The sequence below is a fragment of the Rhodococcus sp. 06-462-5 genome (assembly GCF_002258315.1).
Lineage (GTDB): Bacteria > Actinomycetota > Actinomycetes > Mycobacteriales > Mycobacteriaceae > Rhodococcoides.
On the sequence record NZ_NOYD01000001.1, the window covers coordinates 22,491 to 36,185 of the forward strand.

Here is a 13,695-nt window from a genome sequence, read left to right on the forward strand (position 1 = left end):
CCACTCGACATCGAGATCAGGTAATGCCATGACCGCACCCGAACGGGTCAAGTCGCCGAAGATTCGGCGCAGTGTTCGCGAGAAGTGGACCATCGCGCTCATGCTCGGAGTCCCCGCGCTGATCGTCATCGGTCTCGTCTGGATTCCGACGATCTTCACGGTGATCCTGTCGTTCGCCCGCTGGGACGGCATCGGCGGCACGTCGAGCATCGAGTGGATCGGCACTCGGAACTACGTCGATGCCGTCGAGGCGTACCCACCGTTCCAACAGGCTCTGCACAACAACGTGCTGTGGCTGGTGTTCCTGTTCCTCGTCCCTACCGTCATCGGCATCCTGCTGGCGATCCTTCTGGACAAGAACCTCAAAGGATCTCGGCTCTACCAGAGCATCTTCTACATTCCCGTGGTGCTGTCCATGGCCCTCATCGGCTTCATCTGGCAACTCATCTACTCCACCGAGGGCGGTGTCCTCAACAGCCTGCTGGGCACCGACGTCGACTGGCTCGGCGACCCGGACATCAACATCTGGGCCGTGATGGTCGCGGCAGGGTGGCGTCACACCGGCTACATCATGCTGTTGTACTTGGCCGGCCTCAAGGCCATCGATCCGTCCGTCCGCGAAGCCGCGGTGATGGACGGTGCCGGGCCGATCCGCACGTTCTTCAGCGTCATCTTCCCGCTGATGAAGAACACCAATCTGCTCATCGTCGTCATCACCGTCATCGAGGCACTGCGCGCCTTCGACCTGGTCTGGGTGATCAACAGGGGCAGAAACGGATTGGAACTGATATCGGCGTTGGTCACGGCCAACGTCGTAGGTGAAGCAGGCCGCATCGGCTTCGGCTCGGCCCTCGCGACCGTCATGCTTCTCATCTCTCTCGTCTTCATCGCCCTGTACCTCGCCATCGTTCTTCGGAGCAAAGACTGATGACCACTTCACTCACCCGCACAGCACCTCCCGAGCGCGATCCGTTGACCCGCAACCGCGCCGCCGTCGCCAACCGTCGGCGCGCCGGCACCGCCCAGATCGCGATCTACGTGCTGCTGACCGTCATGGCGCTCGTCTGGATGTTCCCGCTCGTGTGGGCGGTGTACAACTCGTTCCGCGACTACGACTACGTCTTGCTCAACGGATACCTGTCCGTCGGCGGCTATACGTTCAGTAACTACATCGACTCGTGGCAGATCGGCGGGATCCCGCACTACTTCTTCAACTCGCTGATCATCACCGTGCCGTCGGTACTGCTCATCCTGTTCTTCGGCTCGATGGCGGCGTTCATCCTGGCCCGCTTCAGCTGGAAGTTCAACATCTTCATGCTCGCGGTGTTCATCGCAGGCAACCTGCTGCCCCAGCAGACACTGCTCACGCCACTCTTTCGTCTGTACAACGCAATTCCCGTTCCGTACTGGATGAGTTCCTCCGGTTCGCTGTACGACAGCTACTGGGGTCTGATCATCGTGCACGTCGCGTTCCAAACCGGATTCTGTGTGTTCGTGCTGAGCAACTACATGAAAACCGTGCCGCACGAACTGCTCGAGGCCGCCACCGTCGACGGAGCGAGCCTGTTCCGCCAGTACTGGCAGGTGGTGATGCCACTGTGCCGTCCGGCATTGGCCGCTCTCGCCACGCTGATGGTGACGTGGATCTACAACGACTTCTTCTGGGCTCTGGCCCTGATGGTCAGCGGCGACAAGCTCCCGGTGACGACGGCGCTGCAGAATCTGCAGGGTAGCTTCTTCACCGATACCAACCTGCTGGCCGCGGGCTCGGTGCTGGTGGCTCTACCGACGGTGCTCGTATTCGTTGCGCTGCAACGCCATTTCGTGTCCGGTCTGACGATGGGTGCCAACAAGTGAGTTTTTCCGTCCTTCGCCGTGACGGTGTCATGGTGATCCTCGGCCGGTCGTCCACCGCCGTTCCGGCTGTGCTGCACTGGGGTACCGATCTGGGCGAGCTGTCCGAGCACGACCTCACCGAGCTGCGGAAGGCCGCGATCCCCGCTGTTCCGCATTCGAGCGTGGATGTGCCCCGGTGGCTCACCCTTGCACCCGGTGGCGACGACGCCTGGCAGGGAACACCGGCTCTGGCATTGCACCGCAATGGGTCGGTGCAGTACCCACGGTGGGGCGACGTCGCTGTTCGTGCCGACGACTTCCGTTGTGAGGTCGAGGCGTCCGACTCCGAGTTGGGAATTGCGTGGTCGATCGAGTTGTCGCTCGAGGTCGGCGGATCGTTGCGGGTGCGTCAGAGTGTCCGGAACGTCTCCGGTGGACCCTTGACCGTCGACGGCGTGGTGACACTGATGCCGTTGCCGGACAATGCAACCGAACTACTCGACCTGACGGGGCGGCATTGCCGCGAACGTACCCCACAGCGGCGACGGTTCGACCACGGCTCGACCGTGCGTGCCTCACGACGCGGTAGAACCGGGCACGACGCCACCCTGGTTCTCACCGCCGGTAGTGAAGGCTTCGGCTTTCGCACTGGCGAGGTATGGGGCGCACATGTCGCCTGGAGCGGCGATCACCTGCATCTGGCCGAGCGTCTACCCGAGCGGGCCGGCCAGGCCTCGGGAGTGCTGGGCGGCGGAGAGCTGCTCGCGCCAGGCGAGGTAGTACTGGAAGACGGCGATACTTACACGACTCCGTGGGTGCACTTCGTGTATTCCGCTGCAGGACTTGATGGTTCTGCGCAATCGTTGCACCGATGGATGCGATCGCGACCCGCGCATCCCACGTCGCCGCGGCCCGTGGTGTTGAACGTGTGGGAAGGCGTCTACTTCGATCACGATCTCACCCGGCTCCGCGGGATCGCCGACGTCGCCGCGCACGTGGGCGTCGAACGATTCGTGCTCGACGACGGCTGGTTCCGGCATCGACGCGACGATCGAGCCGGCCTCGGCGACTGGCAGGTGGACGAGGGAGTCTGGCCCGATGGGCTGGCCCCGCTGTTCGATCACGTTCGCGGACTCGGTATGAGTCCAGGCCTGTGGTTCGAGCCCGAGATGGTCAACCTGGATTCCGATATTGCTCGCGCGCATCCGGATTGGCTGCTCACGGCTCCCGGACGAATACCCCTGGAATGGCGTCACCAGCACGTGCTGGATCTGACCCGTCCGGACGTGTTCGAGTATCTCCTCTCTGCCATCGATACGGTGTTGGCGAACGAGCGACCGGACTACGTGAAGTGGGACCACAACCGAGACCTGATGTTGGCGGTCGATTCCGACGGACGGGCAGCGGTGCATGCTCAGACTTCGGCGTTCTGTCGGTTGCTCGACGCCTTGCGTTCGCGGCATCCGAACATCGAGTTCGAGTCCTGTGCTTCCGGCGGCGCCCGCATCGATCTGGAGGTCCTCGAACACACCGACCGGGTGTGGGCGTCGGACACCAACGATCCGCTGGAACGTCAACGCCTGCAACGGTGGACGACGCAGTTGCTGCCGCCGGAGCTGATCGGATCGCACGTCGGTCCGCAGATCGCGCACACGTCCGGTCGGTGGTCCACTCTTCAGTTCCGTTGCTTGACATCATTGTTCGGCCATGCCGGGCTGGAGATGGACGTCACCGAGCTGGCGGCGGAAGATCACGAATACCTGCGGTCGTGGACTTCGCTGTACAAGGAATTGCGCGGGCTGCTCCACACCGGCAACGTGGTACGCGCCGACCATCCGGACCCGAGTGTCTGGGTGCACGGCGTCGTGGCTGCGGACCGCTCGGAGGCCGTGTATGCGGTAGTACGGATGGACACCTCGCCCGAGGACCGCACCGATCGGGTTCGGCTTCCCGGCCTCGATTCGGCCGTCAGGTACCGGGTCGAATTCGTTCGGGAACTCAGCGATCTGGGCAACGGAATCGCAATGCCGCCGTGGATCGCCGACGGCGGAGTGGTCGAACTGTCGGGTTCGATGTTGGCGCACGCGGGCGTGGCGCTACCGGTGTTGTTCCCGCAGACCGGGGTGTTGCTCAGGGTGCAAGCCGTCTGAACTGTGAATCGGCTCCTCAGTTCTGGATTTCCGACTGCGATCAGAGGATGGAATCCGAATCCGAGGAGCCGATTCGCCGCTTCAGTCCCAATTCACCCGGGACGCCATGCTCAGCAGCTTTGCTCGACGCGTTTCGTTCGTTTCGCCGATCCGGGCGATGCGTCCGTATACGTGAGCTCGGAAGTCGTTGTGGTCATGCAGGTTCTGCTCGGCTGGTCCGGTGCTGATGCAGTTGTGCAGCAGTGCCCTGAGATTGTCGTACTCCTCTCGGGGCACTGCCGGCCACGCGTTGACGACGAGTCCGGTCAGCTGTTGTCGCTGATGCGCACGCCTGATCCGGGTCTTGTCGGGATGAATCGTGAAGCCTTCGTCGTGGGCGATCTGAGAAATCAGCCACAGCAGTCTGTCCACGTCGATGTCTGCACCACCGGAGAACGCCAGATCGTCGGCGTAGCGGCTGTAGCGGGCACCGACGGACCGCGCCAGGCCTGCGGCCCGGATATCGAGCTGTCGCGCAGCCAGATTCGCCAACGCGGGTGACGTGGGCGCGCCCTGCGGCAAGTGGGTGGCTCGCAGCCGCGCCGCAGTGGGGCGGTCCACGCCGACCAATTCAGCTGCCGGGGTGACCGTCGTGCAGAGCGCGGCGAGATTCGCCGCGACCTTCCTGGGATAGCCGACCGCCTCGAAGATCGCGACCACGCGATCGAAGCCGATGGACGGAAAGAAGCGCCGAAGATCCACCGAGATCACGACGTCACGTTCGGAATGCGGCATTGCGAACGTCCTGGGGCTGCGTGCCGTGCGAAAGCCGTGCGCGGCCGGATGAGCAGGGATGCGATCGAGGATGCGCCGCAGTATCTTTCGTTGAATCTCACGGAGGCGTGGTTTCGGGACCTCCAGAAGTCGAATCCCCTGACGTTTGTCGAGTCGCGCAGATCGATAGTGCTGCAGCGGGAACGGCGCGGTGCGGAGCCTGCCCTGCAGATCGGCGAACCATTCGATCTCCGAGATCGTCAGGTCCAGCGACCGCGCGAGCTGGCCGGTGGTCTCGTATCGCGGTACCTCGAATCGCCAGGGCTTTTCACTGTTACGCGTCGGTCTCTGTGACGACACGGACGGCTCCGGAATGAACGGAAGGTCGCGCAGCAGAACGAAGATCGACGCCTCGTCGAACGGCGGGCTGGGATACAGATTGATGACCCGATCCGCCAACCACGATGCCTTGACTGGCACAAAACGTGCGAACGCAACCTCGAGCCCCGACCGCGTCCACTCGGCATCGGCGGCCAGGCGCGCCAGAGTCGCGGCGGCCGGTGGGGTCAATTCGCGTTCGGTCACAGGCGGCTACCGATCGGGTGCAGCGCTGTGAAATGCAAGGCTGTGACATGCAACGGCGCGGGGCGACCGAAATCTTTCGTCCTCGGAGCAGGCGGGCACGCGTAGCGTGCTGAGCTGCTTCGGACGCAGTGCTCGATTCTCGTGATGTACCCAGGGGTTACCCCTGAGACCGGTCCCGCGGACCAACTCTCGCCCACGCGCCGCTGCATCTCTCCACCATGCCAAAGGGAGGCAGATCTGTCAGCGCGTTGCCCGCAGGACCGTCACGGAAGAATCGATTCGACCGCGCCCATGACGTCGGAGATCTACGGCCGCACCTCATGGTTCACTATCGTCCACGGCGCGCAACTACCCGCCGATCGACTGCGATTCTGAACGCCCAGGTTCGATCCGAAGGTCGTGGAACCATCACGAGCTCGGCTGCGTCCAAGGACGTAGACATTCGCGAGAAATGGGTGAGGCAATGCGTAGGGCACGACGATGGATGCCAGCGATGGCGGTGCTGCTGATCGCCGCGGGCTGCTCGAGCACCACCGATGGTGACGCCGTCGCCGACGCGACATCGAGTGGGGCGGCCACCACGACGACCTCCGCGCCGACGCCATGGGACCCATGCACCATCCCCGACGAGGCCATCGAGCGAGCGGGATTGAACGTTGACACCAAGGAGTCCGGGGTGTTCGGGCGGGATCAATTCGGATTCAAGATCTGTGGGTGGGAAAACCAGGCGACGCCGGAGAGCAAGTACTACGTGCGAATTTTCGTGGGGTTCCAAACCATCGACTGGATCAGCGACACGAGTCGTTTCGATCGGCTCGAACCCGTGCAGATAGGCGCACGTGCGGCTACCCAATTTCAGCAGGTCGCGTCCGATTCGTCCCTCGACTGCGGGGTCGCCTTCACTGCTGGGACCGAACTGGTGATGGCGACACTGAATACGAGCGCACTGGTCGATCGCACCATTTACGACCCTTGCACGGAAGTCAACGAAATTGTCGCTCGGCTCGATTCCGAGCTACCCACCTAAACTGTCGAAAAGAAGGATGTCGAAACCGTGGCCGATTCCCAACCAGATCTCATCGCTCACTGGCAGAATCTCAACGCCCAAGCCGACGCTGGCACAATCACAATTCCCTCCGACGTCGCCGCCGAATGCGACGCCGCTTGCGTCACCTACCTCGCGCACCTCGACAAAATGAAGGTTGACGCTCGAGCGATGGATGTCGCTACTCCATGGGGCGCCCTGAAGTCCGCGCAGGATCTTCAAGCCCGGTTCGGACGCCTCGCCACCGGCACCGATCGCTCTCTCGACATCATTCTTCAGCAGCACATAGACGTTATCGAATCTATGCGGATGCTCTTTCGTCGCTACTTCGACGAGACCGAGGCAACCGACACCCAGACAGCTGCGAACGTCACCGCTCTGACTCCGCCGAACTGAGGGCGCACAACACCTTTCGTCGGCACCCCTATCCCGCCTGCACCCGAAGCACCCGTCGGGTCACTGTCACGGTGGCCACCAGCGCAAGGGCCGAACATCCCGCGACCACCCACACCACGGACGGCCAATCGACGTGCAGACCGACCTCGGTTCCCGTCACCTGCGACAGGCCTGCCGCCATGCCGTACAGCGGCGGCACAGTGACCAGTACGCCCAACAGGGAACCGATCGCCACGACGATCACGGTCTCCCCGACGGCCATCGACAGCAGCTGGCGGGCAGTGCCTCCGGAGGCTTTCAGAACAGCAGTGTCGGGCCCGCGACGATATGCCGACATTGCCAGGCTGTTCGCAATCGCAAGCCCGCTGTATCCCACCGTCATTGCCATCAACACCGTCGCAAGCCAAATGGTGAGACGTGCGTCGACCATGTAGTCCTGCAGCGCAAAACTGTAGGCGTCCTCGACCTTTGCACCGGAGGTCACGTGTGTCGGTGCCTGATCTTCCGGCAGGAACACGATATCGGTCAACGCTGACGGATCGTGACTGCGCACCGCGTCACGAGGTAGCACGAACGACCCGCGGGCGGGATCGAGTGGAAGCACCTGCGACACCACAACGTTCTCGTAATTCCCGTCCACGAACTGCACCGACATCGACTCACCGGCTTCGACACCGAGCAACGTCGCAGTCGGCTCGTCGAGCACCGCCTGTCCCGGGGCGGCATACCGGTCGTCGAGGCTGCCCACTGCGTCGATGACCACAACGTCGTTCGCGGCTCTCGAAACGAACACCCGAGTCGGTAGACCGGCTCGCGTTCCGACCGGGCCGGCACCTGTTTCGGCCACGACCTCATCGCTCAGCCCTGCTGTTCCATCGGATGTCACGAGCGCCAGACCACGCAGTTGCTCGGCCTGTTCCGCCGGATATGCCTCTCCCATCGTCTGCACCATTCCGCTCAGGAGCACCGCAAAGCCGACTGCAGCAATGACAGGGGCAGCGGTAGCAGCTGCCCGTCGGGTACTCGTGGTCAGTTCCGTTCTGACGAGCATCATTGCTGCGGAACGAGATCCGCGTTCGAGCGGCCACGTCACGATGCGCGCGATCGGTCCGATCACGACCGGTGCAAGCAGCGATGCAGCAACGATCAACAGCATGGCGGCACCGATGGAGGTGTTGATTCTGCTGTCGGATCCGGTTGTCGCTGTCAGCACTGTCGCACCCACACCGCCGATGAGCGCGACAAGTCCGGCGACCCACCGCGGCCTCGTCATCGGACGTCGTTCCACTGCGGCGGCGAGCAGCGCCTCGATCGGAGCAACCCTGGTAGCGGACCGAGCGACTGTCCAGGCACCGACCATCGCAACCGAGACCCCGATCCCGACGGTGATGAGCAAGGGCCACAACGAGATACGAAGCTCGAAATCCGGTGGTTGGACGTCGAGGTTCAACAGCAGGATCCGAAGCGCCGGAGCTGCAGCAACGCCGAACGCAGCACCGACGAGACCGCCGACGAGGCCGATTGCCGCAGCCTCACCGAGCACCATGCGCCGAACTTGTCTCGGCGACGCACCGACAGCCCTGAGCAAGCCGATCTCCCGCCGACGTTCGGACATGGCGAGGGCGAGTGTCGATCCGACAACGAAGACGGTCGTGAACAGGCCCAATGCGGACATCGCGGCCACCAGCTGAGTGCCGAGGTTTCTTCGGTGTGAAACGAACTCCGGTTCGAAGGCAGCGCGATCGGAGCCGGTAGCAATCCGACCTCGCTCGCCCAGTCGCTGCTCGGCCTTCATCACGATGTCGTCGATGCTCGAATCGGGTGACGCTACGATCCCGATCGCGCGCACTCCGGGATCGAGTTGCGCTGCAACGTTGTCTGCAAAGTAGATCCCCTCACCGTCCAGTGTTCCCGACACCGTGAAACTCTCGATCCCCGACGCGAGATTGACCGATACCGGATCTCCAGGAGAAATCCCCACCGAACTCGGGACGACAATCTGGGTGGAATTCGACGGTGCAACACCGGATATCAACCGGTGCGGCTTCAATTGCGCACTGGACCAGCCGTGTCCGGCCTCTTTAGCTCCCTCGTCCTCGATCGGCGCACCGTCGACGAACGGCTGGGCATAGAACGATCGGTCGATGATCACAGCTTCCGCTCCTGGTACCGAGCTGAGATCGTCGGCGATCTGCCCAGCTTGTCCTGCGCTCCAAGGAATGAAGTCTGCTTTGTTACCGAACTCGTTCTGTGCCTGTGCAGGCAAGATCAGCGCGGCTGCGCCCTCCAGTCGCGGCGCAACCACCGGGCGTGAGGAGTCGTAGACGATGAGTGTGGCGCTGATCAGCGCTGCCCCGAACGTCGTGGCCAACAACGCGGCCAGAAAGCTTCGCCAGTGCTTGCGAACGTTGGCGCAGGCGAGCATCACTTCTCCAGCCCAGCCATCCGAGCCGTGATCACCGCAGCGTTGTCCGAGCGACTGCGGCCGATCTGTAGCGAGTCGACGATGCGACCGTCCTCGAGGAAGATCACCCTGTCCGCATACGAGGCGGCGAGCGGGTCGTGGGTGACCATCACCGTCGTCTGGTGTCGATCGTCGACGAGCTTTCGCATCAACGACAGAACCTCTTTCGAGGTACGAGTGTCCAATGCGCCGGTCGGTTCGTCCGCGAAGAGCACATCCGGACGGGTGATCAGAGCGCGCGCCAGGGCGACCCGTTGTTGCTGACCGCCCGACATCTCAGCGGGACGATGCGACGCGCGATCCTCGAGCCCCACTTCTGCCAGCGCTGCCGTCACCTCGTTCGTCGGAACGCGATCACCGGCGAATCGCACTGGCAGCTCGACGTTTTGCGCCGCTGTCAGTGAACCCACGAGATTGAACGCCTGGAAGACGAACCCCACGTGCCGTCGCCGCAGCTCGGTCCGCGCTTTCTCGTCCAACGCGGCGATATCGAAGCCTGCGATCGTGACGGTGCCCTCGGTTGGATGATCGAGGCCAGCTGCGCACTGTAGGAATGTCGACTTGCCGGAACCCGACGGCCCCATGATCGCAGTGAAGCTCCCCCGCTCGAAGTCCATCGACACGCCGTCGAGAGCCGAAACCGCACGATGCCCCTCGCCATGAATCTTCCGAACTCCGACGAGTCGAACCGCAACTTCATCCTGTCGAATCATCTACTCATCGAATCGGTTTCATCAACAAAGCACAGTGACGCACGCACTACGAAAAATCCGTGGGTCAGCCCTACCCCGGCCGTCGCACACTGCGGCTACTGTGCTGGCCGCGGAGATGAAGCTGATCGAGGTACGGGCGAGCAAAGCGGTAATCCCGGAACCGAAAGCGGTCGTGCTGCGTCCAAGGATGTAGACGTTCGCGAGAAATGGGTGAGGTAATGCGTAGGGCACGACAATGGATACCGGTGGTAGCGGTAGTTCTGGTGGTCGCTGGCTGCTCCGACACAACCGATGGCGACGCCCTCGCCGGCGCGACATCGAGTGGTGCGGCTGTTACGACCGCCTCCACCCCGACTCCCTGGGACCCATGCACCATCCCCGACGAGGCCATCGAGCGTGCGGGACTGAGCGTCGACACCAAGGAGTCGGGCATCTTCGGACGGGATCAATACGGATTCAAGATCTGTGGTTGGGAGAACCAGGCACCAACCGGTGTGTACTACTTCTCGATCTTCGTCGGGCTCGAAGGCATCGACTACATCGACGAACCGAGTACTTTCGATCGACTCCAGCCCGTTCGAGTGGGCACTCGCAACGCCATCCAGTATCAGCAGGTCAATGCCGATTCGACGCGCAACTGCGGTGTCGCGTTCACCGCCGGACCGGAATTGATAAGAGCAACTTGGATCACTGGCGCACTCGTCCGCACACCGGCGCACGACCCGTGCGTGGAGCTCAACTCCGTGGTCACAAAGCTCGATCCCGAATTTCCCAGCTAGATCTTCGATCAAAGGATGCCGAGACTGTGACCGACGCCCAGCCGAACCTCATCGCACATTGGCAAGACCTCAACGCCCAAGCCGACGCCGGCACGATCACCATTCCCTCCGATGTCGCCGCAAAATGCGACGCAGCCTGTGTCACCTACCTCGCTCACCTTCAAAAGATGCAAGCACAGGCGACCCAGCTGGGCGAATTCCAAGATTGGGGCGACTTAAAGTCCGCCCAGGACCTGCGCGACAGATTCCTCAGGAAGGCCACCGGCACCGATCGCTCTCTCGATGTCATTCTTCAGCAGCACATCGATGTCATCGAGTCGATGCGGATGCTCTTTCGTCGCTACTTCGACGAGACCGAGGCCACCGACACCCAGACAGCTGCGAACGTCACCGCTCTGACCCCGGGAGGTTAGCACCGCAACACTTTTCGATGGACCTCGACTTCGCGTTTGTCGTTGTCCAGTCGCCGTTCGACCGGCAGATAGCCGAGTGAACGCCACCATCCGATGCTCTCGACCATGCTGACCATCGGACCCACGAACACACGGGTCCACCCCTGTGCCGCAAGAATGCGCTCGAGCTCCGCCAACACCGGATTCGCCACACGATCGTGGCCCACGTCCCCGTCGACGATCAGACTCCCCACCCACGGTTGACCTTCGCGGGGATGCGGAACCAGCAACGTCACCACTCCCACGATTCGTTCTGCGACACGAATCGCCAAACAATGCGAATTCTCCATGACCGTGTTGTGCCACAAGAACTTCTCGACATCCTCCGTGGAGAATGCGGTGATACCGGTGTGCAACGTACTCGCGTCGAGGAACTCGGGGTTGCTGTTGAACACCGCCAGGAAGTCCTCAGGACCATCGCTGCCCTCGACCTCCCGGACCGCATACGAACCCACGTCGAATCCGAATTCCATTCCGCCACGATAGGTCCACCGCCTGATCTGCATCGGGGCACTTACGTGACACCTGGTCCGTAGTTGCACGTGACAGTTGTCAACAGTTCGCCATGACGGCCGAAACGACCTGGCAATTGGCGTTGACCTGCGCTTTCTTCGAGGTGGAGAGTCTGATGTGTCGCCGAGGAACACGGCTGAAGATCCACAGACGAAAGAGCGAAGGGAATTGCAGATGATCACGCAGAATTCGACTCGCACCGAGGCGGTGGCTACCGAGACAGCACTCGCGGTACACGCCACCGGTGTCCACAAGTCGTTCAGCGACTCCACGGGCTCGAAGTTCCGCGCCGTTCGCGAGTTGAACCTCTCGATTCCCCGCGGGCAGGTTGTGGCGTTTCTCGGGCCGAACGGCGCAGGCAAGAGCACGACAATCGACATGATCCTCGGACTCACCGAACCGGACGGTGGCACCATCGAGGTGCTCGGCACCGATCCGCTGACCGCCGCGTCGACAGGACGCAGCGCCGCGGTACTGCAGTCCGGTGGACTGTTGCCGGACGTCACTGTCGGCGCCCTGGTCGCGATGATGGGCTCGCTGTACATCGGGGCCGATCCTGCCGCCGCGATCACCCGCGCCGGACTCGGTGAACTGGTGAATCGACGCGTATCGAAATGCTCTGGTGGCGAACAGCAAAAGGTGCGGTTCGCTCTCGCGCTCCTGTCCGACCCCGAACTGCTGCTGCTCGACGAGCCGACCGCCGGTATGGATGTCACTGCGCGCAAGCACTTCTGGCAGGCGATGCACGCACAGGCAGCCAACGGCACCACCGTCATGTTCGCAACCCACTACCTCGAAGAGGCACAGGACTTCGCCGATCGAATCGTCGTCATCGTCGACGGTGCCCTCGTCGCCGACGGCACGGTGGCCCAGATCAAGGCCACCGTCTCCAATCGGACCGTCGACGCCAACCTGCCACGCTCCGAGGCCGAATTCGTTGCAGCGCAGACCGGCTCGCGGCTACAGGAACCCGCCAACGGCCGGTTCCGCTTCGTGTGCACCGATACCGACCCCGTGGTGCGCGCACTGAGCACGTCGACCTCCGCGACAGATATCGCGATCGTGTCGGCCTCACTCGACGAAGCATTCTCCGCGCTGACCGACCGCACTCACCAGAACTGAGGACATCCGATGACCACTACGACCTCACTACGCCCCCGCCGCGGACTACACCCCACGTTCGTACTACACGACATCCGTAGGCAGATCACCCCGCAGAATCTGATCTTCACCGTCGCGCTGCCCGCCGTGCTCTACCTCGCCCTGTTCCGCGTCGTGGAACCCAGCGCCGGAGTCGACCTGCCGCACGGCAACTTTCAGGCCTGGATGATGATCGGAATCGCCGTCTACGGTGCGTCGATCGGCACCATCTCGCGGGCCGCGGGCATCTCGAACGAGAAGGCCAACGGCTGGCTGCGCACAATTCGCCTGTCTCCCTTGGGTGCCGGCGGCTACGTCGCATCGCGCATCATCGCCTGCCAGGTGTACGCGGCCATCCCGGTCATCGTGGTCGGCGTCCTCGGAGCACTCACCGGAGCCCGCGCCGAAGCGATCGTCTGGATCACCGGCCTCGTCGTGGCCTGGATCGGATCTGCCATCTTCTCCGCTCTCGGCCTGGTACTGGGGATGCTGCTGCCACCCGAGGTGGTCACCCACGTTCCAGGCGTCGTCATGACCGGCCTCGCCTTCCTGGGCAACATCTTCATCCCGCTCTCGGGCGGCATGCTCGCAATTGCACAGGTGACACCGCTCTACGGTGTGGCGACGTTGGCCCGCTACGCGCTGACCGACGGCTACAACCTCGACGGATCCCACGCCTCGCTCGCAGGTGCGCTCATCAACTTCGCGGCCTGGTTCTTCGGATTCTCCTTCGCCGCCGTCCGACGATTCGCTGGGGCGACCGGCCGCCAGTGACTCACGTGTACTTCCCATCCTCTCCCAGCAGCACCCGACGCATCGGCCACCTCGGCCGCCGCGCGAGAAAGCATGCCCCGAACCTACGAGCACGA

13 protein-coding genes are annotated in these 13,695 nt (G+C 62.9%); 9 read left to right on the forward strand and 4 right to left on the reverse strand.

The window, feature by feature from the left end:
• The first annotated feature begins 28 nt into the window (after positions 1–28).
• From CH251_RS00115 to CH251_RS00125, 3 genes are read left to right on the forward strand one after another with little or no spacing between them, the layout of a single operon-like run.
• Positions 29–928: a carbohydrate ABC transporter permease gene (locus CH251_RS00115; RefSeq protein ID WP_045197906.1), complete on the forward strand. Its 900-nt coding sequence runs from the start codon at positions 29–31 to the stop codon at positions 926–928.
• Positions 928–1,857 (forward strand): carbohydrate ABC transporter permease, encoded by a 930-nt coding sequence (locus CH251_RS00120; RefSeq protein ID WP_082073862.1) that lies wholly within the window; start codon positions 928–930, stop codon positions 1,855–1,857. The genes CH251_RS00115 and CH251_RS00120 overlap by 1 nt, the downstream gene beginning before the upstream one ends.
• Positions 1,854–3,986 carry an alpha-galactosidase gene (locus tag CH251_RS00125; RefSeq protein ID WP_256978722.1) on the forward strand — a complete coding sequence of 711 codons (2,133 nt, stop codon included), beginning with the start codon at positions 1,854–1,856 and terminating at the stop codon, positions 3,984–3,986. The genes CH251_RS00120 and CH251_RS00125 overlap by 4 nt, the downstream gene beginning before the upstream one ends.
• Positions 3,987–4,067: 81 nt before the next feature.
• On the opposite strand, the gene CH251_RS00130 is transcribed toward CH251_RS00125, so the two are convergent.
• Positions 4,068–5,324: a reverse transcriptase family protein gene (locus tag CH251_RS00130; RefSeq protein WP_094611285.1), complete on the reverse strand. Its 1,257-nt coding sequence runs from the start codon at positions 5,322–5,324 to the stop codon at positions 4,068–4,070.
• A 493-nt stretch (positions 5,325–5,817) separates the two neighbouring features.
• On the opposite strand from CH251_RS00130, the gene CH251_RS00135 reads away from it, so the two are divergent.
• On the forward strand, positions 5,818–6,351 hold the full coding sequence (locus CH251_RS00135; RefSeq protein WP_256978723.1) for a DUF3558 domain-containing protein: 534 nt from the start codon (positions 5,818–5,820) through the stop codon (positions 6,349–6,351).
• Positions 6,352–6,378: 27 nt separating this feature from the next.
• The gene (locus CH251_RS00140) at positions 6,379–6,765 is read left to right on the forward strand and encodes a hypothetical protein (RefSeq protein ID WP_094611287.1); all 387 of its coding nucleotides are present in this window, start codon (positions 6,379–6,381) and stop codon (positions 6,763–6,765) included.
• 28 nt (positions 6,766–6,793) lie between these two features.
• On the opposite strand, the gene CH251_RS00145 is transcribed toward CH251_RS00140, so the two are convergent.
• Positions 6,794–9,190, reverse strand: coding sequence for an ABC transporter permease (locus CH251_RS00145; RefSeq protein WP_179275124.1), 2,397 nt, complete (start codon positions 9,188–9,190; stop codon positions 6,794–6,796).
• Complete coding sequence (locus tag CH251_RS00150) at positions 9,190–9,942, reverse strand: ABC transporter ATP-binding protein (protein WP_094611288.1); 753 nt, start codon at positions 9,940–9,942, stop codon at positions 9,190–9,192. The genes CH251_RS00145 and CH251_RS00150 overlap by 1 nt, the downstream gene beginning before the upstream one ends.
• Positions 9,943–10,160: 218 nt before the next feature.
• On the opposite strand from CH251_RS00150, the gene CH251_RS00155 reads away from it, so the two are divergent.
• Positions 10,161–10,721 (forward strand): DUF3558 domain-containing protein, encoded by a 561-nt coding sequence (locus CH251_RS00155; RefSeq protein ID WP_256978724.1) that lies wholly within the window; start codon positions 10,161–10,163, stop codon positions 10,719–10,721.
• A gap of 26 nt (positions 10,722–10,747) precedes the next feature.
• Positions 10,748–11,134, forward strand: a complete 387-nt coding sequence (locus CH251_RS00160; protein WP_094611290.1) for a hypothetical protein — start codon at positions 10,748–10,750, stop codon at positions 11,132–11,134.
• Here CH251_RS00160 and CH251_RS00165 read toward each other — a convergent pair.
• Positions 11,131–11,646 (reverse strand): GNAT family N-acetyltransferase, encoded by a 516-nt coding sequence (locus tag CH251_RS00165; RefSeq protein WP_094611291.1) that lies wholly within the window; start codon positions 11,644–11,646, stop codon positions 11,131–11,133. The two genes, CH251_RS00160 and CH251_RS00165, sit on opposite strands and share 4 nt — an antisense overlap.
• A gap of 214 nt (positions 11,647–11,860) precedes the next feature.
• Here CH251_RS00165 and CH251_RS00170 point away from each other — a divergent pair, with 214 nt between their 5' ends.
• Both CH251_RS00170 and CH251_RS00175 read left to right on the forward strand, forming a co-directional pair.
• Positions 11,861–12,808 carry an ABC transporter ATP-binding protein gene (locus tag CH251_RS00170; protein WP_094611292.1) on the forward strand — a complete coding sequence of 316 codons (948 nt, stop codon included), beginning with the start codon at positions 11,861–11,863 and terminating at the stop codon, positions 12,806–12,808.
• Positions 12,809–12,817: 9 nt separating this feature from the next.
• The gene (locus tag CH251_RS00175; protein ID WP_094611293.1) at positions 12,818–13,600 is read left to right on the forward strand and encodes an ABC transporter permease; all 783 of its coding nucleotides are present in this window, start codon (positions 12,818–12,820) and stop codon (positions 13,598–13,600) included.
• Positions 13,601–13,695: the final 95 nt, after the last annotated feature.

Excerpts from the sequence above, each read along its gene's own strand:
- CH251_RS00115 (WP_045197906.1), top strand. The coding sequence starts at position 29 with ATGACCGCACCCGAACGGGTCAAGTCGCCGAAGATTCGGCGCAGTGTT.
- CH251_RS00120 (WP_082073862.1), top strand. The coding sequence starts at position 928 with ATGACCACTTCACTCACCCGCACAGCACCTCCCGAGCGCGATCCGTTG.
- CH251_RS00135 (WP_256978723.1), top strand. The coding sequence starts at position 5,818 with ATGGCGGTGCTGCTGATCGCCGCGGGCTGCTCGAGCACCACCGATGGT.
- CH251_RS00145 (WP_179275124.1), bottom strand. The coding sequence starts at position 9,190 with ATGCTCGCCTGCGCCAACGTTCGCAAGCACTGGCGAAGCTTTCTGGCC.
- CH251_RS00150 (WP_094611288.1), bottom strand. The coding sequence starts at position 9,942 with ATGATTCGACAGGATGAAGTTGCGGTTCGACTCGTCGGAGTTCGGAAG.
- CH251_RS00155 (WP_256978724.1), top strand. The coding sequence starts at position 10,161 with ATGCGTAGGGCACGACAATGGATACCGGTGGTAGCGGTAGTTCTGGTG.
- CH251_RS00165 (WP_094611291.1), bottom strand. The coding sequence starts at position 11,646 with ATGGAATTCGGATTCGACGTGGGTTCGTATGCGGTCCGGGAGGTCGAG.
- CH251_RS00170 (WP_094611292.1), top strand. The coding sequence starts at position 11,861 with ATGATCACGCAGAATTCGACTCGCACCGAGGCGGTGGCTACCGAGACA.
- CH251_RS00175 (WP_094611293.1), top strand. The coding sequence starts at position 12,818 with ATGACCACTACGACCTCACTACGCCCCCGCCGCGGACTACACCCCACG.